The sequence below is a fragment of the Pseudonocardia halophobica genome (assembly GCF_050948485.1).
GTDB classification, from domain to species: Bacteria; Actinomycetota; Actinomycetes; order Mycobacteriales; family Pseudonocardiaceae; genus Pseudonocardia; species Pseudonocardia halophobica.
In genome coordinates, this window is record NZ_CP192046.1 from 4,683,283 (window position 1) to 4,708,357 (window position 25,075).

Below are 25,075 nucleotides of genomic sequence, written 5' to 3' on the forward strand. Positions count from 1 at the left end.
CCATGCCACCGGAGCCCGGCGACGCGGTGGTCCACATCGTCGACGACGACGAGGACCTCCGCGAGTCGCTGCGGTTCCTGCTGGCCAGCGTGGGCATCCAGGCGCTCGACTACCCCGACGCGCCCACCTTCCTGGCCGAGTTCGACCCGGCGGAGCCGGCGGTGGTGATCGTCGACGTCCGGATGCCGGGGATGAGCGGCTTCCAGCTGCAGGAGGAGCTGGAGAGCCGCGGCTACCCGGCACCGATGATCTTCTGCTCGGCGCACGGCGACATCCCCATGTCGGTCCGCGCGCTGACCCACGGCGCGGTCGACTTCCTGGAGAAGCCGTACGAGCCGCAGCGCATCCTCGAGGTCGTCCAGCAGCAGCAGGCGCTGGCCCGGCAGCGGTTCGTCGCGGACACCGAGCGCCGGGACGTCGAACGCCGGGTCGCCGAGCTGACCCAGCGCGAGCGCGAGGTGCTCCGGCTGGTGATCGAGGGCATGGCCAGCCAGGCCGTCGCCCGCCGGCTGGGCACCAGCGTGAAGACGATCGACGTGCACCGGGCCCGGATCAAGGCGAAGACCGGCGCGGACAGTCTCGGGGCGCTGGTCCGCGACATCCTGCTGCACCGCGTCGAGGTCTGACGGTGGGGCGGACGGGTGTCCCGGCCGCCCCCGCAGCGGTCACCGCAGCAGGGACTCCACCCAGCACCCCGTCCCGAGCAGCGCGGTCTCCCCGCGCGGGGCCCCGATGAGCTGGACGCCGAGGGGCAGGCCGTCCTGGGTGGACAGACCCGGCACGGTGAGGGCCGGGAACCCGAGAGCCTGCCAGGGCCGGCTCAGCACCGGGTCGCCGGTGGCCCCCAGCCCCGCCGGCGCAGGTCCGAGGGCTGCCGGCCCGACGACGGCGTCGTGGGAGGCGAGCAGCGCGCCGATCCGCGCCCGGCCCTCGGCCACCACTGCGCGGGCGGCGTCCAGGTCCACGGGGCCGGTGGCGGCGCCGCGGCGGAGCAGCTCCGCGAGCGGCGCGCTCAGCTCGTCGACCCGGCTCGCCTCCGCGGCACGCTCGACGGCGGCCTCGGCGGCCATCACCACCGGGTGCGCCGCGGTCAGCGCGTCGACCAGCTCGGGATCCGGCAGGTCGTCGACGACCGCCCCCGCCGCCGTCCAGCGATCACGGGCCCCGAGCAGCGCCTTCCGCATCTCGGGATCGACCGGGCTCGACCCCGCCGGCCAGAACAGCAGGCGGGGCGGACGCGCCCCCGCCCAGTCGGTCTCGGGCTCCCCGGTCAGCGCGGCGAAGGCCAGCGCGAGGTCGTCGACGTGGGCGGCGAACACGCCGTGGCTGTCCAGGCTCGGGCTCAGGCCCGTCACCCCGTCGACCGGGAGCCGGTCGTGGGTGAGGACCAGCGCGGCGACGCCGCAGAAGGCCGCGGGCCGGGTGACCGACCCCGCCGTCTGCGATCCGAGCGCCAGCGGCACCTGTCCCGACGCGACGGCGGCGGCCGAGCCGCTGGACGAGCCGCCGGGGGTGTGTCCCGCGGCGGCCGGGTTGCCGGTCGGGCCCGGCGCGAAGTAGGCGAACTCGGTGGTCACGGTCTTGCCGACGGGGACGGCCCCGGCGCGGCGCCACGCGGCGACGACGGCGGCGTCCGCCCCCGCGGGCGCGGCGTCGGCCCGCAACAACGAGCCACACCGCGTGGGGAGGCCCTCGACGTCGATGATGTCCTTGACCCCCAGCGGGACCCCTCCGAGGGGCCCCGACCCCTCGCCCGTCGAGGCTTCCGCGGGCGGCACGACCCACGCCCGCAGCTCCGGCTCGGTTTCGGCGACCCGCTCGCGGGACCGCTCCGCCGCCGCGGCGGGGGTGGTGCGTCCGGCGGCCAGGTCCGCGACCAACCCGCGGAGCGACCACGGCGCGTAGAGCGCGCTCACTCGTCCTCCCACTCGACGTCGGCGACCCAGTAGTGCACACCGCTCGGGCCGACGGAGTGCCGCCACTCCGAGGTCCGGCGCAGCGTCGGTTCGACGCGGGCGGTGACGAGATCGGCCTCCTCCGGGCCGTCCCCGGGGACCTGCCAGTGCACCCAGTTCAGCTCGCGGCCCTCGGCGTCGTGCACGAACAGGTCGACGTGCCGCCAGCCGAAGCCGTGCGTGTCGTTGTAGCAGGTCAGCGTCATGCGCTGGCCTGTGTCCTCGGCCTGGGTCACGGGCGCTCCTCCTCGCGGACGGGGCCGGTCACGCGCTGAGCCGGGGGGCGCCCAGGCTGTGGAAGCGCCGCTGGAAGTAGACGAGCGCGCCGCCGTCGTCCTGGGTGCCGACCTGCTCGACGTCGACGAACAGCACGGTGTGCGAGCCGAGCTCGCGCCGCGTCCGGATCCGGCCGATCACGGTGGCCGCGGCGCCGCGCAGCACCGGCACGCCGTGGCTGGTGAGGTCCCACCGGTCGTCGGTGAACCGCTCGGCGGTCGGGACCTTCGTCGCGCCCGCGAAGTGCATCGCGAGGTCTTCGTGCTCACCGGCCAGGACGTTCACGCAGAGCCGGCCGTTGCCGACCAGCACATTGTGCGACCGGCTGGAGCGGTTCACGCAGACCAGCACGGTCGGCGGGGAGTCGGTGACCGAGCAGGCGGCGCTGACCGTCATGCCGGCCCGTCCGTGCGGGCCGTCGGTGGTGACCACGTTGACGGCGGCGGACAGGTTGGCCATGGCGGAGCGGAAGTCTGACTGGGTCCGGGTCGGTTCGGGCACAGCTCCTCCTGGACTGTCGCGGCCGGCCGGGGCCGGTCGGCGGATATCCGCAACGTATGGCCCGGTCGGGCGGCTCCGGTATCAAGACTTCCTCCGCTCTCCCTGAGGCTTTCCCCTACTCGGGCCGGTGCTCGACGGCGAGCGGGAGGGCGAACCCGAAGCGGGATCCGCCGCCCGCGCGCCGCTCGGCCCAGATCCGCCCGTGCTGCCGGGTGATGATCCGGTAGCTCAGCGCCAGCCCGATCCCGCTGCCCTGTTCCTTCGACGTGAACGACTCGGCGAAGGGGTCCCGCAGCAGCCCGCGGCCGCGGTCGTCGACGGTCAGGACGGCCTCGCCGTCGCGGACGCTCGTGGTGATCTCGAGCTCCCGCTCCCCCGGCGCGCAGCAGGCCATCTCGTCGACGGCGTTGAAGCACAGGTTGAGCAGCACCTGCCCGGTCAGCACCCGCTCGCAGACCGTCGGCAGGGGTTCCGGGTGCCGGTGCACCACGACCCGCACACCGGGATCGACGGCCCGCAGCCGCACGAAGTACAGGCACTCGTCGACCACGTCGTGGAGGTCGACGACCTGGCGGTACTGCTCGAGATGCCCGACGAACGCGCGGACGGCGTTCACGATCGCGCTGGCCCGGTCGATCTGCCGGACGGCGCTGCCGATCCCGAAGCGGAGCCGGTCGGCGGACTCCCGCGATAGCGACCCCTCGTCCTCGAGGACGCCGGCGTGCCGGATGGTGCCCGCCAGGAAGTTCCCCGCCGCGGCGAGCGGCTGCCCCAGCTCGTGCGCGATCGCCATCGCCATGTCGCCCATGGCCGTGTAGCGGGCCTGGTAGTTCTCCCGGTGCAGCTCCCGCTCGCGCAGCACCTCGCGGTGCACGCGGCCGGAGACGTCGTGCAGGATCATCAGCAGGCCGTCGCCGTCGGGCTCGGCGAGCCGTTCCAGGGTGCCCTCCAGCCAGACCGCCTCGTCGGTCGAGGGGCGCGGCACCTGCAGCTGCACCTCGATCGTCGGGTCGGCCTGCGCGGCGACGTCGGCCCAGCTCACGGGCCGTCCCCCGGCCCGCAGGGTGCCGAACTCGTCGAGCCGGCGGCCCATCTCCTCCGGCACCATCCCGAGCAGGGCGAGCGCCGTGTCCGTGGCGAACCGGACGGTCCCGGCGGCGTCAAGCGTGAGGGCGATCGTCGAGGTGTGCCGGGCCAGCGCGTCGATCGACGAGGTCGTCCGGCGCAGCGCCTGCTCGGTGGCCTGCTCCCGCTCGATGTCGCGGAACTCGACCATGACCGCGGGCCCCTGCGCCAGCTCGACGCGCCTGGCCAGGGCGTCCGTGGGCACGACCCGGCCGTTGCGCGTGCGGTAGTGCCACTCGATGCGGCTGCTGCCCCGCTCCACCGCCTCCTGCAGCCACGCCCGCCCGAGCACCCGGTGGTACTGCGGCGCGGTGCTGCTCATGTCGTTGGCCTTGAGCGGACGCAGCTCGTCGAGGGGCCAGCCGAGCAGCTCGCAGGCGGCCGGGTTCGCCCAGAGGATGTTCTTGGTCTCGGCGTCGTGCACCAGGACGCACGTCCTGGCCGCGTTCATCAGCGTCACCAGGTCCTCGGTGACGATCTCCGGCGCGCTCGGGTCGACCGACATCGGCACAGCGTAGGGCGCGGGTCCGCGGGGGCGGACTGAAGGAATCCCCTACGGAACGGGCGGGATGTCCCTATCCGGGCAGGGATGGTTCTGATTTCGCCGCCCCCTCGCCGTTCCTACTCTCGAATCCGTTCACCGCGGCGACGAGGAGGAGCGATGCTGCGCATCGAGGAATCGGGAGAACGGACTCTTCCCGGGACGCGGGAAAACGTTCCGCTCGCGGACGTGCTCGCCGAACTGGTCGGCCGTCGCGACGAGTTCCGCCGGCTGCGGTATGTCCCGAAGGACTTCGTCGCGCGGCTCAAGCAGGCGGGTCTCTACCGCGCGGCCACCCCGGCCCGTTTCGGCGGCGACCCGCTGCCGCCCGCGGAGTTCCTCTCGCAGATCGAGCGCATCTCCGAGGTCGACGGGTCGACCGGCTGGGTGGCGAGCTTCGGCTCCGCGCAGATCTACCTGGCGGCGCTCCCGGTCGAGACCCAGGAGAAGATCTACGCCGACGGCCCGGACGTGGCGTTCGCCGGCGCGCTCTTCCCGCCGCAGCGCGGCGAGGAGACCGCGCGGGGCCACCGGCTCACCGGGCGCTGGAAGTTCGCCAGCGGCTGCATGGGCGCGGACCTCCTGGGCGTCGGGATGCCCGGCGACGAGGCCTCCGGCGGCAAGCCCCGCACGGCGGTGCTGCGGCCCGAGCAGGTCGAGATCGTGCAGGAGTGGGACGTCGTCGGCATGCAGGGCACCGGGTCGTTCGACCTTGTCGTCGACGGCGTCGAGGTCGCGCGGGAGTGGACGTTCGTCCGCGGCGGCGCGCCGACCGTCGACGAGCCGCTCTACCGCTACCCCACGATCGCCTACGCCGCGCAGGTGCTGGCCGTGGTCGGCGCCGGCGTCGCCCGCGCCGCGCTGGTCCACGCCCGCGAGGTCGGCGGGGGCTACAAGGGCGTCACCGGCGCGCCGAAGCTGGCCGACCGCGCGTACTACCGGACCGAGGTCGCGCGGGCCGAGGCCGCCTTGCGCTCGGCGCGTGCCTTCTTCTACGAGGCAACCGCGCAGACCTGGGAGACCGTGCTGCGGGGCGATCCCGCGACCGACGGGCAGAACGCCGAGCTGCGGCTCGCGTCGGCCCACCTGGCGAAGACGGCGTCGGACGTGGTGGCAGGGCTGGTCGAGGTGTCCGGCACCGCGCCCATCGGCACCACCCACCCGCTGCAGCGCCTGCTCGGGGACGCGCTCGTCCCCAAGCAGCACGCGTTCCTGGGGCCGGCGATCTACGACGCGGCGGGCGCGGTCCTGATGGGCCTGCCCCCGACCACCCCCGGCTTCCGCTGACGGCCCCGCACCCGACCACCACGAGGAGACCCCATGGCCGCGCCCCTGCGGGTGCTGTTCTGCATCGGCATCAACCAGAACTTCTTCGACCTCCCCACCGACGGCATCACCACCGGCCACGTCTGGCAGTCCTTCGTGGCCATGATGGACGGCCTCAAGAGCCTGCCCGGGGTCGACTTCATCGGCGACATCGACGACGACGCCCACATGGTCGGGCCGTCCGACGGGTGGCCGTGGACCTGCTACATCCTGGCGGACGTCGACACCCAGGAGACCGTCAAGGCCGCCTGCAACCTGCTGCGCACGACGTCCGTCGGCGACGGCGGCGTGAAGCTCTGGCGGTTCGCCAAGATCGAGGCCCGCATCGGCCGGGCCCTCACCGTGCGCGACGACGTCGCGCTCCCCGCGACCGGAGGCGAGCGATGATCGAGAACGTCCTGGGCACCGCCCCCGCCGACCTCGTCCGCGAGGACCGGGTCGCGGGACGGCTCTACACCGACCCCGAGCTGTTCGAGCTCGAGATGACCCGCATCTTCGAGCGCTCGTGGATCTGGGTGGCCCACGAGAGCGAGCTGCCGAGGGCCGGGTCGTTCAAGTCGACCTTCGTCGGCCGCCAGCCGGTGATCGTCACGAAGGACCGCAAGGGGGTCGTGCGGACCCTGCTGAACCGCTGCCGACACCGCGGCGCGAGCGTCTGCGAGAAGCCCAGCGGCCAGGTCAACGGCTTCACCTGCCCGTACCACGCCTGGTCCTACGGCCTCGACGGGTCGCTGCGGGGCATCCCGTACCCGGACGGCTACGAGGGCGTGATGGAGAAGCGCGACCTCTCGCTGGGGAAGCTGCGCACCGAGTCGTACGGCGGCATGATCTTCGCGACGCTCAACGAGGACGCGGAGCCGTTGGAGGACTTCCTCGGCGACGCCCGGCTGTGGATCGACCGCTTCATGAAGCAGGGCGGCGGCTACCCGATCAAGGTGCTCGGCCGCCACCAGTTCAGCTTCCGCGGCAACTGGAAGATCCAGCTGGAGAACACCACCGACGGCTACCACTTCCCGATCGTGCACCGCTCGTGGATGGCGTCGGTCGACGCCGAGACCGCGGACATGATGTCGTTCATGACCGACCCGACGTGCACGACGCACGACCTCGGGCACGGCCACAGCGTCATGCAGATGGTGCCCGAGCACTCCGACCTCGACGCCGACGACGGCTCCGAGCCGCTGCAGGGCCGGTTCGACGACCTCGTCGCCGAGCTGTCGAAGACCCTTGACCAGGCCCAGGTGCGCAAGGTCGTGCGCGCGATGCACGGCACCGGCTTCAACCTGAACCTGTTCCCGAACGTGTCGATGTCCGCCGCCTTCTTCCGCGTGCTGCGGCCGATCTCGGTGAACGAGACGCGCATCGAGCACGTCGCGATCGGACCGGACGGCCCGCCGGAGCTCGACGCCGTCAACCGCGAGCGGCTCCGGATCCACGAGCACTTCCAGGGCCCCTTCGGCTTCGGCACCCCGGACGACGCCGAGGGCTGGGACCGCGTCCAGCGCGGCGCGGCGGCCGCACCCGCCATGCCGATCCTGGTCAACCGCGGCCTGGCCCGGGAGAAGCCAGGCCCCGAGGGCTGGCCGACCTCCCACGTCACCGACGAGACCGGCATGCGCGCCGCGTACGCCCACTGGAAGGCGATGATGAGCGATGAATGAGACCGTCACCCCCACCGCCGCCGTCCCGGTGCCGATCCCGACGACCGACCCGCGGGTCGCGCGGGCGATCGAGCTGATCTGGCGCGAGGCGGAGCTGCTCGACCGCAAGGCCTACGAGGCCTGGGACGCGCTCTACACCGACGACGGGTTCTACGTGATCCCGATCGACCCCGAGGCGGAGCGCTTCGACGACATCCTCAACATGGTCTACGACGACGCCCGGATGCGGCGGATGCGCGTGGCCCGCATGACCGAGGGCTACGCGATCGCCGCCGTCGACGCGGCCCGCACCGTCCGCACGGTGTCCCGGTTCGTCCCGGAGTCCGTGTCCGACGACGAGGTCGTCGTCCGGTCCGCGCAGGTCCTCGTCGCCTACAAGCGGGAGAACCACGACCTGTGGGCGGCCGACCTGGTCCACCGCATCCGGCTCTCGCCGGACGGGCCCGCCGGGGACCGCATCGTGCAGAAGATCGTCCGCCTCGTCGACAGCGAGTCCGCGGTCCCGGCCGCCGGGTTCCTCCTGTGAGCGCGCCGCAGGTCGCGGTCGTCACCGGCGGCGCCCGGGGGCTGGGCGAGGCGATCGTCCGCCGGCTGCACGCCGACGGCTACCGGGTCGCGGTCGCCGACCTCGACGGTGCCGCCGCCGAGGCGCTCGCCAAGGAGCTCGACGGCACGGCGACGTCCGCTCGCGCCTTCACCGTCGACGTCGCCGGCCGGGACGCGCCCGCCGCACTCCTGCGGGAGGTCCTGGCGGTCTTCGGGGCCGTGCACGTGCTGGTCAACAACGCGGCCCGGACCCAGGCCACCCCGGTCATGGAGATCGGCGCGGACGAGCTGGACGCCGTCATGGCCGTCAACTTCGGCGGGACCTTCCGGGCCTGCCAGGTCTTCGGCGCGCACCTGGCCGAGCAGGGCTACGGCCGGATCGTGAACATGGCGTCGCTGGCCGGGCAGAACGGCGGCACCGCCACCGGCGCCCACTACGCCGCGTCCAAGGGCGCGGTGCTCACCGCGACCAAGGTCTTCGCCCGTGACCTCGCGGCGCGCGGGGTGACGGTCAACGCCGTGTCGCCGGGCCCGCAGGACGGCGAGACCGTGCGCACGGTCGTCGGCGAGGACGGGATCGAGGCGCTGCGCGCCGGCATCCCCGTCGGCCGGCTCGGCGACCCGGCGTTCGTCGCCCGGATGGTCGCCCTGCTCGCCTCCCCCGACGCCGCGTCCGTCACCGGCGCCTGCTGGGACGTCAACGGCGGTCTGTACCTGCGGTGACACCGCACCACACCTGATCGCTCGGACCTGATCGCACGTACCTGATCGCACGGGAAGGAGGAGGGTCCGATGACGGCTACCGTCGCGGTCCGCGTCAGCGAGGTCACCGAGGAGGCGGCCGACATCCGCAGCCTGCGGCTCGTCACCACCGACGGATCCCCGCTGGGGCCCTACGAGGCGGGCGCGCACGTGGACGTCGTCGGCCCGACGGGCGTGCAGCGCCAGTACTCGTTGTGCAGCCCGCCGGACGACGCCGGCTCCCTCCTGATCGCGGTCAAGCGGGAGCAGGCGTCCCGGGGCGGATCGGCCGCCCTGCACGAGGTCCGCGTGGGCGACACCCTCGCGATCGGCGCCCCGCGCAACCTGCTCGCCCTGGCCGACGACGCCGACCACCACCTCCTGGTCGCCGGCGGCATCGGCGTCACACCGCTGCTCAGCATGGCCTACGAGCTGCACCGGCGGGGCGCGGACTTCACGCTGCACTACTTCGCCCGCTCCCGGGAGGAGGCGGCGTTCGCGGACCTGCTCGAGCGCCGAGCGGACTTCCGGGACCGCGTCCACCTGCACCTCGGCGTGCCCCGTGCCGACCAGCCCGCGGTGCTCCGCGCCCACGCGGGCGGCCTCACCGCATCCAGCCGCGTGTACACCTGCGGTCCGGACGGCTTCATGGACCAGGTCGCCGCCACGCTCGGACCGACCGTCGGGGCGGACCATGTCCACGTCGAGCACTTCGTCGCCGCCGAGATCGACACCTCCGCCGACCAGGCGTTCGTGGTCGAGCTGGACACCGGCGAGGAGTTCGAGGTCCCGGCCGACCGCTCGATCCTCTCCGTCCTCGACGAGAACGGGATCGAGGTCTTCACATCCTGCGAGGAGGGCGTCTGCGGGTCCTGCGTGTCCGGCGTGCTGGAGGGCGTGCCGGACCACCGGGACAGCTGCCTGTCCGCGGCCGACCGGGCCGCGGGCGACCAGATGGCGCTGTGCGTCTCCCGCGCCCGCACCGCCCGACTGAAGATCGAACTCTACTGACCCGAACCCTGCACTCCCCTCGGTCGCTGCTCGTCATCGACGTCCACCACCGGTCCGCCGGGCGACGACGCCCCGGACCCGTCCGATCGGAGAACCATGTCCTCCTCCACCGACGCGCCCGGCACCGGGACGCTGACCGCCGCCGTCCGGACGGGGCGGATGAACCGCCGGGCCTGGGTCGTCACGGCCCTGCTGGTCCTGTTCCAGGTGATCGCGTTCGCCGACAAGGCGGTGCTGGGCCTCGTCGCCGGTGAGGCCATGCCCGAGCTCGGCATCTCCGCCGTGGAGTTCGGCTTCATCGGCAGCGCCTTCTTCTTCCTCTACTCCGTCGTGTCGTTCGGCGTGGGGATCCTGTCCCGGCGCGTGCAGGCCACCTGGATCCTGCTCGCGATGGGCGTGTTCTGGGCCGTCATGCAGTTCCCGATGCTGCTCGGCGGGGGCGCGGCGATCCTGCTGGTCACCCGGATCCTGCTCGGCGGCGCCGAGGGGCCGGCGACCGCGATGTCGCTGACCTCCGTGCACGGCTGGTTCGCCCCCGAGGACCGGGCCCTGCCCAGCAACCTCGTCGCCGCGGGGTCGGCGCTCGGCCCGGTGGTCGCGGCCCCGGCCCTGGCCTGGGTCATCGTCGAGTTCGGCTGGCGCTGGGCGTTCGGTGTGCTCGGCGTCGTCGGGCTCGTCTGGTCGGTGGTCTGGCTGCTGGTCGGCTCCGACGGGCCCTTCGCCGGCCGCAGGACGCCCGCTCGGGACACCGCCGCCCCGGCGGAGGCGGCGGGGGTCGACGCCCTGCGAGTCGTGCCCGTCCGTGCCCTGCTGCTCAGCGGCACCTTCGCCGCCGCCGTGATCGGCGGGTTCGGCAACTTCTGGACCCAGGGCTTCCTCACCACCTGGTCCCCGCAGTACCTGACCGGCGTGATCGGCCTGTCCCTCGGCGAGGTCGGGGTGGTGTCCACCCTGCCGTGGCTGTTCGGCGCGGGTCTGCTGCTGGGCCTGGGGGTGCTCGGCAGGCGGCTGATGCGCCGCGGAGCGAGCGTGCGCTCCGCCATCGCGGTGCCGTTCGGCGTCGCCGCCGTCCTCGCGGGGGTCTCGTTCCTGCTCCTGCCCGTGACCGGCGGTGCCCTCGCGGTGGTGCTGCTCACCGTCGCCGCAGGCTGCAGCATCATCTACCCGATGGTCCCGAGCGCGCTGGCCTACGCCGTCGCGCCGCAGCAGCGCGGCCTGGTCATGGCCGTCCTCGGCGGCGTCGCGTCGATCGGCGCGATCTGCTCGCCGTTCGTCATCGGGGTGCTGATGGAGGCCGCGGGCTACCGCGCCCCGGCCGCGGGGCAGCAGCGCACCCCGGAGATGGTCGACGCCATGGCGTCCGGCCTGAACCACGGTTTCCTGCTGACCGGCGCCGTGCTCCTGGTCGCCGGGCTGGCGGCCGCGCTGTTCCTGCGGCCCGACCGCACCGGCCGGCGCCTGCAGGAGCAGCACGCCGCGACGGCCTAGCCGAGGCCGTCGAGGAAGGCGTCGATCATGCCGCGCTGCAGGTCGGGTGTGGCGGCGCCGCCGTCGAGCAGGGCCAGCGCCTGGACGCCGTTGAGCATCGCCAGGAGCTGTTCGGCCAGGACGGCGTCGGGCACCCCGGTGGTGACCGACCCGTCCGCCCGGCCCGCCCGCAGGAAACCGCGGATCTGCTCGCGCCACACCGCCATGGCCTCGACGTAGACCGCCGCCAGCTCGGCGTCGGCGAGGGCCCGCTGCCAGAAGGGCAGTACCACGCGCGCCTCGAGCCGGGTCACGTCCTCGACCGGCATCACCTCGAGGCAGAAGACCCGCAGGCCCGCCAGCCCGGTCGTCCCGGCCAGCCGCGCCCTGATCCGCGCGTTCGTCGCCTCGAAGACGTGCGTGAACGCCGTCCGGACGAGCGCATTCTTGTCCGGAAAGTAGTACTTGAGGGCACCGTTGGCCATGCCGATCGACGAGGAGATCTCGCGCATGGTCGCTGCGTCGATGCCGCGCTCCGCGATCAACCGCCAGGTCGCCTCGGCGATCAGGGCCCGGCGTTCGTCGTGGTCAACCTGCTTGGGCACCCTGCTCTCCTCGCCGCCGCACACGTCCACGGTAACCGGACCGGCCTGCTCCGCACGCGCGGCTCCGCTGGTCGAGGTGCCGCCGGGCGACCGCCCGTCCGGCGTCTTGACCGATGCCGAAAGGAATTCCCACTTCCCCTACCGGCCGGTCTGCCCCAGCCTATTGTCTACACCCGGAGAAAAACGGAGATCCCACATGCCGCCGATCGCCACCGACGCCGGTCCCGCGCACCCGCTCAGCCCGCTGACCGGCGACGAGATCAGCATCGCCCGCCAGGTCCTCACCGACGCCGGCCTCCTCCCGGAGACCTCGCGCGTGGTCCACCTCGGCCTCGAGGAGCCCCCGAAGGAGGTGCTGTACGGGCCCGACCCCACCTCCGCCGAGCGCGTCGTCCGTGCCCTCCTGCACGACACCGTGACGCCCGGGGGCCGCGACGTCCTCGTCTCGGTCAGCGCGAAGGCGGTGCTCGCCGAGCGGCGCCTCGACCCCGCGGCCGACGGGCAGCTGCCGGTGCTCGACGAGGAGTTCGAGCTGGTCGAACAGGTCCTGGCCACCGACGAGCGCTGGCTCGCCGCGCTGGCCGCGCGCGACCTGGACGTGGCCACGGTCCGCGTCGCCCCTCTGTCGGCCGGGGTGTTCGAGTACCCCGAGGAGACCGGGCGCCGGATCCTGCGCGGGCTCGCCTTCGTGCAGGAGCACCCGACCGACCACGCCTGGGCCCACCCCGTCGACGGGCTGGTCGGCCATGTCGACGTGGTCGCCCGGACGGTGACCCAGGTGATCGACCTCGGAGCCGTGCCGATCCCCACCGAGTCCGGCAACTTCGACGACGTCGCCGTGACCGGTCCCCTGCGCACCTCGCAGAAACCGATCGAGATCACCCAACCCGAGGGTCCCAGCTTCACCCTCGACGGCAGCCTGCTCGAGTGGGAGAACTGGTCGGTCCGCGTCGGCTTCGACGCGCGCGAGGGCCTGGTGCTGCACCAGATCTCCTTCCGCGACGGCGACCGCGACCGCCCGATCGTCCACCGCGCGTCGATCTCGGAGATGGTCGTCCCCTACGCCGACCCCTCGCCGGTCCGGTCCTGGCAGAACTACTTCGACACCGGTGAGTACATGATCGGCCGGTACGCCAACGCGCTGGAGCTCGGCTGCGACTGCGTCGGGGACATCACGTACCTCGACGCCGTGATCGCCGACGAGTTCGGCCACCCCCGGGTGCTTCCCCACGCGATCTGCCTCCACGAGGAGGACTACGGGATCCTCTGGAAGCACACCGACCTGTGGGCCGGCTCCGCGGAGACCCGCCGCCAGCGCCGCATGGTGATCTCCTTCTTCACCACCATCGGCAACTACGACTACGGCTTCTACTGGTACCTCTACCTCGACGGCACCATCGAGTGCGAGGCCAAGGCCACCGGCGTCGTCTTCACCTCGGCCTACCCCGGCCCCGGGTACGACGAGGTCAACCCCTACGCCTCCCAGCTCGCCCCCGGCCTCGGCGCCCCCTACCACCAGCACCTCTTCAGCGCCCGGCTCGACATGGCCGTCGACGGTCCGGCCAACCTCGTCGAGGAGGTCGAGGTCCGGCGCGTCCCCACGGGCCCGGACAACCCGCGCGGCAACGCCTTCACCCACAGCCGCACCCCGCTGCGCCGCGAGTCCGAGGCCCAGCGCCTCGCCGACACCCGCAAGGGCCGGGTCTGGCACGTCACCAACCCGGACTCGCGCAACCGGCTCGGCGACCCCGTGGCCTACGCCCTCATTCCCGAGGGCAACCCGGAGCTGCTCGCCGACGAGGACTCGTCCATCCACCGCCGCGCCACGTTCGCCACGAAGCACCTGTGGGTCACCCGCTTCGACCCGGCCGAGCGCTACGCCGCCGGCGACTTCGTCAACCAGCACGCCGGCGGCGCAGGCCTGCCCGCGTACGTCGCACACGACCGCGACCTCGACGGCCAGGACCTCGTCGTCTGGCACACCTTCGGGCTCACCCACTTCCCGCGCCCCGAGGACTGGCCGATCATGCCCGTCGACTACACGGGCTTCACCCTCAAGCCGGTCGGCTTCTTCGACCGCAACCCCGCCCTCGACGTCCCCCGCACCCGCAGCGCGCACTGCGCGGCCCGGGCCGCCGCGAACGGGGCCGGCGACACCCTCCCGGGAGCCGACCATGAGTGAGCAGACCGCCCCCGCCCCCACGGCCGACCGCGGCCACACGCTGCGCGGTTCCATCGGCGTCGCCGGCATCGTCTTCCTCGTGGTGGCCGCGGCCGCCCCGCTGACCGCGATCGGCGGCGCACTGCCGGTCATGCTCGCGATCGGCAACGGCCCCGGCGTGCCGATGGCGTTCCTCGTCGTCGCCGTGGTCCTGCTGGTCTTCAGCGTCGGCTACGCCGCGATGAGCCACCACGTCGTCGACGCCGGCGCCTTCTACGCCTACGTCACCCGCGGGCTCGGCGCCCGGCTCGGGCTCGGCGCGGCCGGGCTCGCGCTGCTGACCTACACCGCCATCCAGGCCGCGGTCTACGGCCTGGCCACCACCACGCTGCAGGGGCTGATCACGCAGTACGGCGGGCCGGAGATCCCCTGGTGGGTCCTGGCCGCGGTACTGATCGCCGTCGTCGGCCTGCTCGGCTACCGCAGCATCGACGTGGGCGCCAAGGTGCTCGGCGTCCTGCTCGTCCTCGAGATCGCGGTCGTCGCCGTCCTCGCCGTCACGATCCTCGTGAAGGGCGGGCCGGAGGGCTACTCGCTCACCTCGTTCTCGCCCGCCACGTTCTTCCGGGGCGGGGCCGGGATCGCGGTCATGTTCGCGGTCGCCTCCTTCGTCGGCTTCGAGGCCACCGCCATCTACGGCGAGGAGGCCCGCGAGCCGAAGCGCACGATCCCGCGGGCCACCTACATCGCGGTCATCCTGATCGGGGTCTTCTACGCGATCGCCAGCTGGACGATCGTCATCGCCTACGGCCCGAGCCAGGTCGAGGCCGCGGCGCAGGCCGACACCGCTGGCCTGGTCTTCGCGGCGGCGGCGCAGTACATCGGGCCGGTCTACGCCGAGGTGATGGCCGTCCTGCTGCTGACCAGCCTGTTCGCCGCGCTGCTGGCCTTCCACAACGCCATCTCCCGCTACCTCTACGCCCTCGGCCGGCAGGGCGTCGGCCCGGAGGCGCTGGCCCGCACCCACCCGCGGCACGGCTCGCCGTACGTCGGCTCGCTCACCCAGAGCAGCTCGGCGGTGCTGCTGCTCGGCGTCTTCGCGCTCGCGGGCGCGGACCCGGTGCTGACGCTGTTCACCTGGATGTCCGGGGTGGCGACGGTGAGCGTCCTGGTCCTGATGGTGCTCACGGCCGTGGCGATCCTGGTGTTCTTCGCCCGGCACCGGGTGGACGAGCGCGTGTGGAACACGCGCATCGCCCCGGCCCTCGGGCTCGTCGGGATCGTGTTCGTCACCGTCCTGGTGCTGCTGAACTTCACCACGCTCATCAGCGGCTCGGCCGTGCTCGCCGGCGTCCTGCTCGCCGTCGTGGCCGCGGCGTTCCTCGGCGGTGTCGCCGTCGCCGTCGTGACGCACCCCGCGCAGAGCGGCGGGGTGCCCGGGCACCAGCTCGGCCTCACCCCGCAGCAGGCCCTGTCCGACGACTGACCTACCCCGGGTGCTCGACGAGGAGCGCGCCGAGCTCGTCGAGCATCGCCGGGGTGAGCCCGTGGTCGAGCAGGAACGCCCGGCTGCCGCCGTGGCGGTCGTCCACGGCGGCGAGGAAGCGCAGGATCGTGCCGGGCTCGGCGGTCAGCGCCTCCGGCGGGTAGACGTCGACCGCGTCGCCGTAGGAGACCATGGTCCGCAGCCGGGCCATGGCCTCGGCGGCGTCCGCCGCGCCCCGCGCGTAGTCGGCGGCGATGTCCTCGCGCTCCACCTCGAGGGCGTCGAGCAGGACGGCGATCACGGCACCGGTGCGGTCCTTGCCCACCGTGCGGTGCAGGAGGACCGGGAGCGTGCCGGGCTCGAGCAGCTCCACGACGGACCCGGCGACCGCCTCGGCGCCCTCGTCGAGGTAGCGCAGGTAGGTGCCGACGAGCGGGTCGTCGCCCGGCATCGGCGCCACCGCCGACCCCGGGGCGACCAGGGCCCGCAGGCGCACGGGGTGCGGGGCGTGGCGGACCCCGAGCCGGTCGAGCGGGCCCCGGCCCTCCTGGTCGACCTCGTGCGGCAGGCGGAGGTCGATCGTGGACGCGATGCCGGTGTCCGCGAGCAGCCGGCGGCCGGCCGCGAGGTCGAGGAACTGCGGCGTGCCGCTCCGGTACAGCAGGCCGGGCCGCACCCGCCCGCCGGAGCGGGTCCGCAGACCCGCGACCTCGCGGAACCCCAGCAACCCGGGGTACCTCACGGGACCGACAGGATCGTGACGACGCAGGCGTTGCCGTCCATGCCCGCGGCGCCGCCACCCATCGTCTCGACGAGGCCGACGCGGTGCCGGGCGACCTGCCGGGCCTCGGCCCGGCCGCGCAGCTGCCACGCGACCTCGGCGATCTGCGCGGTCCCCGTGCCGCCCAACGGGTGTCCGCGGGACAGCAGCCCACCGCTCGGGTTCACCGGCTGGGCGCCGTCGCGGGCGGTGTGGCCGGAGGGCGCCAGCTCCGCGCCCTTGCCGCGGGGGGCGAGGCCGAGGGCCTCGAGCGTGAGGATCTCGCCGATGGTGAAGGCGTCGTGCACCTCGAGGACGTCGATCTCCCCGGGCGTCCGTCCGGCCTGCGCGTAGGCCTGCTCGGCGGCCCGGACCACGCTGGCGTAGCCCCAGACGTCGTCCGTGCGGTGGTCCCACAGCGCGCCGGAGACCATCGCCGAGGCCTCGATCCGCAGGTCCTCCGGGTTGCCGCGCTCGGGTCCCACGATCAGGGCGCCTGCCCCGTCGCTGGTCGGGCAGCACTGCAGGAAGGTCAGCGGGTCCGCGATCATGCGGGACGCGAGGACCTCCTCGACCGTCGGTGCCTTCTTCCGCAGCTGCGCACGGGGGTTGTCCAGGCCGTGGCGCTTGTTCTTCACGGCGACGGCGGCGAGCTGCTCGGGCGTGACCCCAAACTCCTGCACGTACCGCTGCGCCTGCAACGCGTACAGCCCCGGCAGCGGCAGTGACGCGGCACCCTCGGGGTCGGTCGCCTCGGGCACGATCGCGCCCGAGAACAGTGTCGACATCTGGTCGACGCCGAGGACAAGCACACAGCCGAACCGGCCGAGCCGTATCGCCTCGACGGCCTCGTGGTAGGCGCTGGTGCCACTCGCGCAGGCGTTCTCGACGGTCCACATCGGGACCCCGGGCAGCCCGAGCCCCCGCTGCACCCGCGTCGCGACGCCGGGCGGGCCGAACACCGACCCGACGACGATGGCGTCGATCTGCCCGGGCGTGACGCCCGCGTCGCGGACCGCCTCGGCGACCGCGGCCCAGGCGAGCGACTCGACGCGGCGCTCGGGCTGGAGGCAGTAGTCGCTGGTCCCGACGCCCCACAGCATCGGCTGGTTCACGGGGTCACCTCGTCGTCGATCGTGGCGGCAACCAGGTCGCCGAGGTCCGTGCCGGTGATCCGCAGGCGCGTGCCAATCGGCAGGACGGCGGGCTCCGCGAGATGCACGAGGACCCGCGGCCCGTCGTCCAGGTCCAGGTAGGCCAGGCCGAACGGCGGCCGCCGCTCCCCCACCGGGATCGCGACGACGGTCGACGACCAGGCCGCGCCCGTCGTCGCGAAGCGGGCCGGCTCGACGGGCCCGTAGCAGGCCGGGCACCACGGCACGCCGTCCTGCGCCACCGGGTACCGGCAGGCGGTGCAGCGGACCCCGAGGACCGCGTCGCCGTCGAGCAGCGGCCGGGGGTCGGCGACGGGCAGCCCGCCCACCGCGGCCCCGGACCGGCGTTTCGTCGGGCGGCCGACACCCAGCTCGGTGGTCATCAGTGGTCCCCCTCGAGGGTCAGCTCGAAGCCGGGACCGTCGATGTGCAGGTAGGCGCCGACGGAGGTCTCCACGAGCTGCCGGATGAACCGGGCCTGCTTCGTGGTCGGCGCGAAGTCCCGGTTGCGCTGCGGGGTGGCCCGCATGACGTCGATGTCGCTCTCCGGCACCAGCAGGCGCAGGATCAGCTCGTCGTCGGAGATCGACTCGCCGAACCGGCGGCGCAGCTCCGCCAGGCTCGGCTGCGGCGGCTGCCAGTCCGCGTAGCTCTTCGCCTTGGCCGAGCTCATGATCGTGTCGAGGACGTTCTGGTCGAGCGGGGCGACGGGCTTCCCGTAGAAGCCGTGGGCGTAGATCATCACCTCGTCCGGCACCACCGAGTAGCGGCTGCCGGTGACGATGTTGAGCACCGCCTGGGTGCCCACGAGCTGCGAGAACGGCGTGGCCATCACGGGGTGGCCGAGCTCCTCGCGAACCCGGGACATCTCGTCGAGGACCTCCTCGAAGCGGTCCTCCATCCCGCGGGCGCGCAGCTGGTCCTTGAAGGTCCCGGTCATGCCGCCGGGCAGCTGGTGGCGGTAGAGGAACAGCGAGTACTCCGCCGGCGTGCCGACCGGGAGGTCCTCGTACTCCGCCACCCGCAGCAGGTGCTCGGCGACCGGGGCGAAGCGGGTCTCGTCGAGGTCGACGTCGAACCCGGCGTAGCGCAGGTTGGCCGCGGTGTTCTCGGTCGACGGCAGGGACACTCCGGCCGCCAGGGGCTTCGACGCCGTGTGCACCACGTCCGCGCCCGCCAGCACGCCCTCCAGGTAGTTCAGCGGGGCGAGCGCGTTGTTGCTGTGGAAGTGGATCTCCACCGGGAGATCGCCGGCCGCGGCCTTGATCGCGGCGACCAGGGTGCGGGTGCGCTCCGGGGTGAGCAGGCCCGCGGCGTCCTCCAGCTCGATGCCGTCCGCCCCGAGCGCGACGAGCTCCTTCGTGCGGGCCGCGTAGTACTCGTCCGTGTGGTACGGGCTGTCCGCGTAGAGGATGCAAGGGATCGCCTTGGCGCCCTCGGCCTGCGCGGTCTTCACCAGACGGCCGATCTTGTCGGTATTGAACAGGCCGTCGTAGATCCAGAAGCTGCCGATGCCGTGCGCGACGAGCCGCTGCACCCACAGGTCCATGACGCTGTCGGCGGTCAGCCCGAAGGTCACGATGCCGTTGCTGCGGGTCCCGGCCCGGACGGTGGTGCGGGGCATCGCCCGCGACAGCGAGATCAGCTGCTCCCAGGGGTCCTCCTTGCAGTGCCGCACGAGGACCTCGAAGATCGAGCTGCCCACCAGGTCGATGGTGTGGAAGCCGGTGCGGTCGAGCTCGCCGGCGATCGGCAGGCCCATGTCCCGGCGCAGCTTCATCCCCCACCAGCTCTGCGGGCCGTCCCGCAGCGTCTGGTCGACGATCTCGATCCGCCGCCGGCCCCCGCCCTCGGTCCGCGGGGCAACGTCCAGGTAGTTCATCGGACCTTCTCCAGGTAGTCGGGCAGTCCGCGGGTCGCGATCCAGTCAGTGGTGACGCGTCCGGCGCGGAAGTCGGGATGGTCGAGCGCGGCCCGGCAGAACTCGCGGGTGGTCGGCACGCCCTCGACCCGCAGGGCGTCGAGCGCGGCGATCATGCGGTCGATCGCGGTCGCGCGGTCGGGTCCGTGGACCACGATCTTGGCCAGCAGGGAGTCGTAGAAGGGCGTGACGACGTACCCGGGCTCGCAGTGGCTGTCCACGCGGATGCCCTCCCCCGCAGGCGGTGCCCAGGCGGTGACCGTGCCGGGGTGCGGCACGAACCCCCGCGCGGGGTCCTCAGTGGTGATCCGGACCTCGACGGCGTGCCCGGCCAGGTGCACGTCGTCCTGGGTGAACCCGAGCGGTTCGCCGCCCGCGACGCGCAGCTGCGCGGCCACCAGGTCGATCCCGGAGACCAGCTCGCTGACCGGGTGCTCGACCTGGATGCGGGCGTTGAACTCGAGGAAGGCGTAGGTCTGCCGGTCGGCGTCGTAGATGAACTCGACGGTGCCGGCGCTGTCCAGGCCGAGGGCCTCGGCGAAAGCGACGCCGCTGCGCCGGATGTCCTGGCGCACCTGCTCGGGGATGTTCGGCGCGGGCGACTCCTCGACGACCTTCTGGTGCCGCCGCTGCAGCGTGCAGTCCCGCTCGCCGACGTGCACGACGGTGCCGTGCTTGTCGCCGAGGACCTGCACCTCGATGTGCCGGGCGTGGCGCACGAAGCGCTCCAGGTAGACCCGGCCGTCACCGAAGGCGGCCCGCGCCTCCTCCGCCGCGGCCGGGAACCGGGTGCGCAGCTCCTCCTCGTCCTCGACGACCGACATGCCGCGGCCACCGCCGCCCGCCGCGGCCTTGACCAGCACCGGGTAGCCCAGGCCGGCGGCGGCGCGCACGGCCTCCTCGGTGGTGTCCAGCACGGGCGAGCCGTCGAGCGTGGGGATGCCGGCGGTCCGGGCCAGCTCACGGGCCCGTGCCTTGTCCCCGGCCTGCGCCACGGCCTCGGGCCGGGGCCCGACGAAGGTGAGCCCCTCCGCGACGCAGGCGGCGGCGAACTCGGGGTTCTCGGAGAGGAACCCGTAGCCGGGGTGCACTGCGTCGCAGCCGGTGCCGAGCGCCGCGCTGAGCACGGACGGCACGGCCAGGTAGCTCTGCCCGGCCGGCGGCGGCCCGATGCACACCGCCCGGTCGGCGAGCCGGGCCGCCATCCCGACGCGGTCGGCCGTCGAGGTCACCACGACCGTCTCCAGCCCGAGCGTGCGGCAGGCCCGGATCACCCGGACCGCGATCTCCCCGCGGTTGGCGACGAGCACGCGACGCAGCGGGCGGGCCGCGACGCCGGCGTCGAGAACCGCCGGGCTAGCCATGGGGCCGGATCCAGAACAGCACCTGCTCGTACTCGACCATCTCCGCGTTGGCCGCGCAGACCTCGACGACGGTGCCTGCCCCGGTCGCGACGACCGGGTTCATCAGCTTCATGACCTCGACGATTGCGAGCTGCTGGTCCCGCTCGACGGTGTCGCCGACCTGTACGAACGGCGGCTGGCCGGGGCTGGGGGCCACCCAGAACACCCCGACCGCGGGCGAGGTCACGGCGACGCAGCCCGTGGTGTCGACGGTCGCGGCGGGCGGTGCCGGGCTGACCGGCGCGGGTGCCGCAGCCGGTGCCGGAGCGGCGGCCGGGGCCGGTGCCGGCGCGGGGGCGGCGGGGGCGGCGACCGGCGGCGCGGGGGCACTCCCGGCCTGCGGGGCCCCGCCCACGGGCGGGCCGTTCTTGCCCACCGTGATCCGCATCCCGTGCAGGTCCACGGTCATCCTGATCCAGTCCGAGTCTCGGAAGGTCCGCAGGATCTCCTGCACCTCGCGGTAGGTCACCGCCTCCGGCACGGACTCCGAACCCGTCTGCTCCGTCGGCGCGCTCACGACCTGCCTCCACTGCTCTGATGGTCGACTACACGGGCTGCGTCTCCGTGCTCGATCGCCGCGAGCAGCACCGGCAACCGGTTCTCCGCGACGATCACCTCCACCCCGGCGTCCAGCGCGGCCCGCACGCCCTCGGACGTCGCGAACACCGCGCCGCGCACCGTGCGGGTGCCCGGCGGGACCGCGGGCACGGACTCCCCCAGCTCCTCCGGCGGGACGGTGTCCGCGTCGAACACCGGCTCCGGCCCCGATCCCGCGACCCGCACCGGCGCCGCCGCCTCGGCCCACTCGCACAGCCGCGCCAGGTCGGCGTCGCCGTCCTCGCTGGTCGCCGACGTGGGCAGCTCGCCCTCGTAGACCCGACCGGCGGTCGCGTCGACCGTGATCGTCCGGCCGACCAGCGCGTCCACCGTGCCCGCGCCGCACCCGACGACGCAGGGTGTGTCGAGGGCGCGGCTGACCACGGCGGCGTGCGACGTGGCCCCGCCCTGCTCGGTCACGACGCCGGCGGCGGCGATCATGCCGTGGACGTCGTCCGGGCTGGTGGAACGTCGGACCAGGATCGTGCCGGGCCCCGCCTCCTCCGGCGTGGCCACCGCGACGCCGCAGGCCACGCCCGGGCTGGCCGCGGTCCCCGACGCCAGCTCCGCGACGCCGTCGGCGGCGCCGTCCGCGAGCCGCGGCCGCAGCAGGGTCCGGACCTGCTCGGCCGTCACCCGCCGCACCGCCTCCGCGGGCGTGACCGCCCCCTCGTCGACCAGCGCGACCGCGATCCGCACCGCCGCCTGTGCCGTCCGCTTGGCGGAGCGGGACTGCAGCAGGAACAGCTCACCGTGCTGGACGGTGAACTCGATGTCCTGCGCGTCGCGGCCCTCGCGGTCGAGGCAGTCGGCGGCGCGCAGCAGCTCCGCGTGCACCTCCGGGGCCCGCGACGCCAGCTCCGACAACGGCTTCGGGGTGACCCGGCCGGAGACCACGTCCTCGCCCTGGCCGCACTCGAGGTACTCGCCGTAGGGCTCCTTCGCCCCGGTGACCGGGTTGCGGGTGAACAGCACCCCGGTGCCGGAGTCGGCGTCGAGGTTGCCGAACACCATGGCCTGCACCGTGACCGCGGTGCCGAGGTCCTGCGGGATGCCGTAGTGCTTGCGGTACGCGACGGCGCGCCGCGAGCGGCTGGACGCGAACACGGCCGCGACCGCCTCGCGCAGCTGCTCCCACGGGTCCGCCGGCACCCGCGACCCGGTGTCGTCCAGCACCGCGGCCCGCACGGCGGCGGTGTCCGGGAGGTCCTCGAGCTCCTCGGTGCAGCCCAGCACGAGGCGCCCGTAGAAGCCGGTGAACCGGCGGTGCACCTCGGCGGCGAAGGCCGGGTCCCCGGTCTCCGCCGCGAGCGCGGCCTCGACGGAGTCCGTGATCCCCAGGTCGAGGATCGTGTCCATCATCCCGGGCATGCTGATCGCGGCGCCGGAGCGCACGGACACGAGCAGCGGCCGGTCGCCGCCGCCGAACGAGCGCCCGAGCTCGGCCTCCAGGCGCCGGATGCCCGCCGCCAGCTCGTCGACGAGGCCCTCGGGGAGCCCGTCACCCGCGAAGTACTCGGCGCACGCCTCGGTCGTCACCACGAACACGGGCGGGACCCGCAGGCCCAGCGACCGCATCCGCCACAGGCTCCACGCCTTGCCGCCCACCAGGTCCCGGCTCGGCTCGGCCTGGGGGTCGTCCGGGACGACGATCCAGCGGTGCCCCGTCTCCGGCTGCAGGACCGCGCTCATTCCGGGCGCTCCCGCCCGGTCAGCCGGAGCAGGTGCTCGTGCATCTGGAACCACACCGTGTGCACCGAGTCGACCCGCACGCCGCTCACGTAGTCGGTCTCGCCGCCCTCGGCCCGGGTCAGCGCGCCGCCGATCCGGTCGAGGAAGCGGTCGACGAGCGGGTCGGCGGCGGCAAGCGGCCGCAGCACCTTCCCGGTCTTCTCGTGCACCCGGGCGAGCTTGTCGATGATCGCGGCGTCGTAGTCGGCGTCGCCGTGGTCGTTGGGCACCCGGTCGCCGCCGACCTCCTTCGTCTGCCAGTCCGTGGTCAGGGCCAGGACCTGCTTGTTGACGCCGGTCTCGAACGCCTCCATCGCGTCGGCGACCTCCTGCGAGGCCCGGATGTCGGCGAACGCCGCCGGGTAGGCCTCGTCGAGCAGGGTCCGGCCGGCGGGGCTGATCATGTAGTTGCCCCGCGCGGCGACGACGGCGCCGTCCGCGGCGGCCTTCTCCAGCCCGGCCTCGACCTCGGCGACCGGCTGCCCGGTGACCTCGGCGAGCTGCTCGGCCGACGCGAGCTGGCGCAGCGTCAGGGAGTGCACGGTGAGCTGGTACGGATCGAGCATCAGGCGTCCTTCCGGGAGAGCATGCGGTCGCGCACCTCGCGGCGCAGCGACTTGCCGACCGGGCTGGTGGGCAGGTCGGGCCAGATCTCGACGGCCCGGGGTCGTTTGAAGCCGGCCAGGCGGCCGGCGCAGAAGTCGCGGATCTCGTCGGCCCCCACCTCGGCGCGGGTCACGACGGCGGCCGTGACGCGCTCGCCCCACTTCTCGTCGGGGATCCCGACCACGGCCGCCTCGACGACGGCCGGGTGCGCGAGCAGGGCGTCCTCCACCTCGCGGGGGTACACGTTGAACCCGCCGGAGATGATCACGTCGTGCCGGCGGTCGAGCAGGTGCAGGTAGCCCTCGGCGTCCCAGCGGCCGATGTCGCCGGTATGGACCCAGCCGTCGGCGTCCTTGGTCTCGGCGGTGGCCTCGGGCCGCCGCCAGTACCGGTCCATCGTGTGCGGCCCACGGGTGAGCACCTCGCCGACCTCGTTGACGCCGAGCGAGCGGCCCTCGGCGTCCCGGATGTCGACCTCGACGAACGTGTACGGCTTGCCGGCCGAGGTCAGCCGCTCGGGGGTGTGCTCCCAGGGCTGCAGGCAGGTGATCGCCAGCGGCGCCTCCGCCTGCCCGTAGAGCTGGGCGAACACCGGGCCGAGCACGTCGATCCCCCGCTGCAGCACCGTCGTCGCGATGGGGGCGCCGCCGTAGCAGAGCCGCTCCAGGGCGAGTGCCCCCGACGACGCCGCCGCCGCGGCCGCCGGGTCCTCCAGCAGCATCGCGATCATCGTCGGGACCATGAAGGTCGACGTCGCGCGGTGCTTCTGCGCGGCCTCGAGGAAGGCCGCCGGCGAGAACTTCGGCACGATCACGTTGGCCGCGCCCTTGACCAGGTGCGGCAGGAAGAAGGCGCCGCTGCCGTGGGTGATCGGCGCGGCGTGCAGCATCACCGAGTCCGGCCGCAGGTTCGGCAGCAGGTCGACGAGGAAGTTGTCCACCTCGGCCAGCTCGCTGCGGGTGGTGAGCACGACGGCCTTCGGCTTGCCGGTGGTGCCGCCGGTGTAGGCCAGCCGCAGCGGGGCGTCCGGGTCCCGCCGGACGTCGCAGGGCCCGTCGGGCGCGTCCGCGATCATCGACGGCAGGTCGTCCACCGGGATCGTGATCTCCACGGGGGCGGGCGCGTCGCCGGCGACGACCAGCCCGCGCGCCTGCGAGTCCTCGATCTTGAACGCCAGCTCGTGCGGGGTCTCCCGGGCGTTGAGCGGCACCCGGACCAGCCCGGACTTCGCCAGGGCGTAGTACACGACGACACCGTCGATCCCATTGGGCAGCAGCACGGCCACCCGGTCCCCGGGCTCGAGGCCGCGGGCCAGCAGGGCGTGCCCCAGCCGGTCGGTCAGGGCGTCGAACTCGGCGAACGTCACGACCCGCTCGCCCTCGACCAGCGCGGGCGCGGCGCCGAACTGCCGGCCCGCCCGCCTGATCAGGTCTCCGATCTGCACTGGATCTCCTCAATGGTGCGCGGCCGGTCGCGGCGGTGGGACACCGCGACCGGCCGC

The 25,075-nt window shown here is 73.6% G+C and carries 24 protein-coding genes; 10 read left to right on the top strand and 14 right to left on the bottom strand.

All coding sequences use genetic code 11. The features are described from left to right. The first annotated feature begins 2 nt into the window (after window positions 1-2). A complete protein-coding gene (locus ACQP04_RS22255) occupies window positions 3-626 on the top strand; it encodes a response regulator transcription factor (protein WP_433508418.1) in 624 nt (207 codons plus the stop codon). Between the two features lie 39 nt (window positions 627-665). Here ACQP04_RS22255 and ACQP04_RS22260 read toward each other — a convergent pair whose 3' ends face one another. From ACQP04_RS22260 to ACQP04_RS22275, 4 genes are all read right to left on the bottom strand, one after another. Next, window positions 666-1,916 carry an amidase gene (locus ACQP04_RS22260; protein ID WP_433502493.1) on the bottom strand — a complete coding sequence of 417 codons (1,251 nt, stop codon included), beginning with the start codon at window positions 1,914-1,916 and terminating at the stop codon, window positions 666-668. Beyond that, window positions 1,913-2,191, bottom strand: coding sequence for a hypothetical protein (locus tag ACQP04_RS22265; protein WP_433502494.1), 279 nt, complete (start codon window positions 2,189-2,191; stop codon window positions 1,913-1,915). Before ACQP04_RS22265 ends, ACQP04_RS22260 begins: the two co-directional genes overlap by 4 nt. Before the next feature lie 28 nt (window positions 2,192-2,219). Next, window positions 2,220-2,732: a flavin reductase gene (locus ACQP04_RS22270; RefSeq protein ID WP_433502495.1), complete on the bottom strand. Its 513-nt coding sequence runs from the start codon at window positions 2,730-2,732 to the stop codon at window positions 2,220-2,222. Between the two features lie 115 nt (window positions 2,733-2,847). Next, window positions 2,848-4,362 carry a PAS domain-containing sensor histidine kinase gene (locus ACQP04_RS22275; protein ID WP_433502496.1) on the bottom strand — a complete coding sequence of 505 codons (1,515 nt, stop codon included), beginning with the start codon at window positions 4,360-4,362 and terminating at the stop codon, window positions 2,848-2,850. 225 nt (window positions 4,363-4,587) lie between these two features. Here ACQP04_RS22275 and ACQP04_RS22280 point away from each other — a divergent pair, with 225 nt between their 5' ends. The 7 genes from ACQP04_RS22280 (at window position 4,588) to ACQP04_RS22310 (ending at window position 11,171) form a co-directional block, all read left to right on the top strand. After that, a complete protein-coding gene (locus tag ACQP04_RS22280; protein ID WP_433502497.1) occupies window positions 4,588-5,685 on the top strand; it encodes a flavin-dependent monooxygenase in 1,098 nt (365 codons plus the stop codon). A gap of 33 nt (window positions 5,686-5,718) precedes the next feature. Continuing rightward, entirely contained in the window at window positions 5,719-6,111 is a 393-nt protein-coding gene (locus tag ACQP04_RS22285) for a hypothetical protein (RefSeq protein ID WP_433502498.1), read from the top strand. Continuing rightward, window positions 6,108-7,385 carry an aromatic ring-hydroxylating oxygenase subunit alpha gene (locus ACQP04_RS22290; RefSeq protein ID WP_433502499.1) on the top strand — a complete coding sequence of 426 codons (1,278 nt, stop codon included), beginning with the start codon at window positions 6,108-6,110 and terminating at the stop codon, window positions 7,383-7,385. The genes ACQP04_RS22285 and ACQP04_RS22290 overlap by 4 nt, the downstream gene beginning before the upstream one ends. Further along, window positions 7,378-7,911: an aromatic-ring-hydroxylating dioxygenase subunit beta gene (locus ACQP04_RS22295; protein ID WP_433502500.1), complete on the top strand. Its 534-nt coding sequence runs from the start codon at window positions 7,378-7,380 to the stop codon at window positions 7,909-7,911. Before ACQP04_RS22290 ends, ACQP04_RS22295 begins: the two co-directional genes overlap by 8 nt. Beyond that, entirely contained in the window at window positions 7,908-8,654 is a 747-nt protein-coding gene (locus tag ACQP04_RS22300; protein WP_433502501.1) for an SDR family NAD(P)-dependent oxidoreductase, read from the top strand. The genes ACQP04_RS22295 and ACQP04_RS22300 overlap by 4 nt, the downstream gene beginning before the upstream one ends. Window positions 8,655-8,723: 69 nt before the next feature. Next, entirely contained in the window at window positions 8,724-9,683 is a 960-nt protein-coding gene (locus ACQP04_RS22305; protein ID WP_433502502.1) for a PDR/VanB family oxidoreductase, read from the top strand. A gap of 96 nt (window positions 9,684-9,779) precedes the next feature. Continuing rightward, window positions 9,780-11,171, top strand: coding sequence for an MFS transporter (locus ACQP04_RS22310; RefSeq protein WP_433502503.1), 1,392 nt, complete (start codon window positions 9,780-9,782; stop codon window positions 11,169-11,171). Here the strand turns inward: ACQP04_RS22310 and ACQP04_RS22315 are convergent. Further along, the gene (locus ACQP04_RS22315) at window positions 11,168-11,755 is read right to left on the bottom strand and encodes a TetR/AcrR family transcriptional regulator (RefSeq protein ID WP_433502504.1); all 588 of its coding nucleotides are present in this window, start codon (window positions 11,753-11,755) and stop codon (window positions 11,168-11,170) included. The genes ACQP04_RS22310 and ACQP04_RS22315 overlap by 4 nt on opposite strands. Before the next feature lie 196 nt (window positions 11,756-11,951). On the opposite strand from ACQP04_RS22315, the gene ACQP04_RS22320 reads away from it, so the two are divergent. Beyond that, window positions 11,952-13,937, top strand: coding sequence for a primary-amine oxidase (locus ACQP04_RS22320; protein WP_433502505.1), 1,986 nt, complete (start codon window positions 11,952-11,954; stop codon window positions 13,935-13,937). Then, window positions 13,930-15,402, top strand: coding sequence for an APC family permease (locus tag ACQP04_RS22325; RefSeq protein WP_433502506.1), 1,473 nt, complete (start codon window positions 13,930-13,932; stop codon window positions 15,400-15,402). The genes ACQP04_RS22320 and ACQP04_RS22325 overlap by 8 nt, the downstream gene beginning before the upstream one ends. A 1-nt stretch (window position 15,403) precedes the next feature. Here ACQP04_RS22325 and ACQP04_RS22330 read toward each other — a convergent pair whose 3' ends face one another. The 9 genes from ACQP04_RS22330 to ACQP04_RS22370 are packed head-to-tail and all read right to left on the bottom strand — an operon-like array spanning window position 15,404 to window position 25,018. Beyond that, on the bottom strand, window positions 15,404-16,144 hold the full coding sequence (locus ACQP04_RS22330; protein ID WP_433502507.1) for a tyrosine-protein phosphatase: 741 nt from the start codon (window positions 16,142-16,144) through the stop codon (window positions 15,404-15,406). Next, entirely contained in the window at window positions 16,141-17,277 is a 1,137-nt protein-coding gene (locus ACQP04_RS22335) for a thiolase family protein (protein WP_433502508.1), read from the bottom strand. Before ACQP04_RS22335 ends, ACQP04_RS22330 begins: the two co-directional genes overlap by 4 nt. Next, entirely contained in the window at window positions 17,274-17,699 is a 426-nt protein-coding gene (locus tag ACQP04_RS22340) for a Zn-ribbon domain-containing OB-fold protein (RefSeq protein ID WP_433502509.1), read from the bottom strand. The genes ACQP04_RS22335 and ACQP04_RS22340 overlap by 4 nt, the downstream gene beginning before the upstream one ends. Then, window positions 17,699-19,198, bottom strand: a complete 1,500-nt coding sequence (locus ACQP04_RS22345) for a carboxyltransferase (RefSeq protein ID WP_433502510.1) — start codon at window positions 19,196-19,198, stop codon at window positions 17,699-17,701. The genes ACQP04_RS22340 and ACQP04_RS22345 overlap by 1 nt, the downstream gene beginning before the upstream one ends. After that, on the bottom strand, window positions 19,195-20,601 hold the full coding sequence (locus tag ACQP04_RS22350; protein WP_433502511.1) for an acetyl-CoA carboxylase biotin carboxylase subunit: 1,407 nt from the start codon (window positions 20,599-20,601) through the stop codon (window positions 19,195-19,197). Before ACQP04_RS22350 ends, ACQP04_RS22345 begins: the two co-directional genes overlap by 4 nt. Continuing rightward, window positions 20,594-21,157, bottom strand: a complete 564-nt coding sequence (locus ACQP04_RS22355; RefSeq protein ID WP_433502512.1) for an acetyl-CoA carboxylase biotin carboxyl carrier protein — start codon at window positions 21,155-21,157, stop codon at window positions 20,594-20,596. The genes ACQP04_RS22350 and ACQP04_RS22355 overlap by 8 nt, the downstream gene beginning before the upstream one ends. Then, on the bottom strand, window positions 21,154-22,929 hold the full coding sequence (locus ACQP04_RS22360) for a pyruvate, phosphate dikinase (RefSeq protein WP_433502513.1): 1,776 nt from the start codon (window positions 22,927-22,929) through the stop codon (window positions 21,154-21,156). Before ACQP04_RS22360 ends, ACQP04_RS22355 begins: the two co-directional genes overlap by 4 nt. After that, a complete protein-coding gene (locus ACQP04_RS22365) occupies window positions 22,926-23,534 on the bottom strand; it encodes a hypothetical protein (protein WP_433502514.1) in 609 nt (202 codons plus the stop codon). Before ACQP04_RS22365 ends, ACQP04_RS22360 begins: the two co-directional genes overlap by 4 nt. Then, a complete protein-coding gene (locus tag ACQP04_RS22370) occupies window positions 23,534-25,018 on the bottom strand; it encodes a class I adenylate-forming enzyme family protein (protein ID WP_433502515.1) in 1,485 nt (494 codons plus the stop codon). The genes ACQP04_RS22365 and ACQP04_RS22370 overlap by 1 nt, the downstream gene beginning before the upstream one ends. Window positions 25,019-25,075 lie beyond the last annotated feature (57 nt).

What these genes read in the sequence shown, in the direction of transcription:
- ACQP04_RS22255 (WP_433508418.1), top strand. Translation starts at nt 3, where the DNA reads ATGCCACCGGAGCCCGGCGACGCGGTGGTCCACATCGTCGACGACGAC.
- ACQP04_RS22275 (WP_433502496.1), bottom strand. Translation starts at nt 4,362, where the DNA reads ATGTCGGTCGACCCGAGCGCGCCGGAGATCGTCACCGAGGACCTGGTG.
- ACQP04_RS22285 (WP_433502498.1), top strand. Translation starts at nt 5,719, where the DNA reads ATGGCCGCGCCCCTGCGGGTGCTGTTCTGCATCGGCATCAACCAGAAC.
- ACQP04_RS22290 (WP_433502499.1), top strand. Translation starts at nt 6,108, where the DNA reads ATGATCGAGAACGTCCTGGGCACCGCCCCCGCCGACCTCGTCCGCGAG.
- ACQP04_RS22295 (WP_433502500.1), top strand. Translation starts at nt 7,378, where the DNA reads ATGAATGAGACCGTCACCCCCACCGCCGCCGTCCCGGTGCCGATCCCG.
- ACQP04_RS22305 (WP_433502502.1), top strand. Translation starts at nt 8,724, where the DNA reads ATGACGGCTACCGTCGCGGTCCGCGTCAGCGAGGTCACCGAGGAGGCG.
- ACQP04_RS22310 (WP_433502503.1), top strand. Translation starts at nt 9,780, where the DNA reads ATGTCCTCCTCCACCGACGCGCCCGGCACCGGGACGCTGACCGCCGCC.
- ACQP04_RS22320 (WP_433502505.1), top strand. Translation starts at nt 11,952, where the DNA reads ATGCCGCCGATCGCCACCGACGCCGGTCCCGCGCACCCGCTCAGCCCG.
- ACQP04_RS22325 (WP_433502506.1), top strand. Translation starts at nt 13,930, where the DNA reads ATGAGTGAGCAGACCGCCCCCGCCCCCACGGCCGACCGCGGCCACACG.
- ACQP04_RS22340 (WP_433502509.1), bottom strand. Translation starts at nt 17,699, where the DNA reads ATGACCACCGAGCTGGGTGTCGGCCGCCCGACGAAACGCCGGTCCGGG.
- ACQP04_RS22345 (WP_433502510.1), bottom strand. Translation starts at nt 19,198, where the DNA reads ATGAACTACCTGGACGTTGCCCCGCGGACCGAGGGCGGGGGCCGGCGG.
- ACQP04_RS22350 (WP_433502511.1), bottom strand. Translation starts at nt 20,601, where the DNA reads ATGGCTAGCCCGGCGGTTCTCGACGCCGGCGTCGCGGCCCGCCCGCTG.
- ACQP04_RS22360 (WP_433502513.1), bottom strand. Translation starts at nt 22,929, where the DNA reads ATGAGCGCGGTCCTGCAGCCGGAGACGGGGCACCGCTGGATCGTCGTC.
- ACQP04_RS22365 (WP_433502514.1), bottom strand. Translation starts at nt 23,534, where the DNA reads ATGCTCGATCCGTACCAGCTCACCGTGCACTCCCTGACGCTGCGCCAG.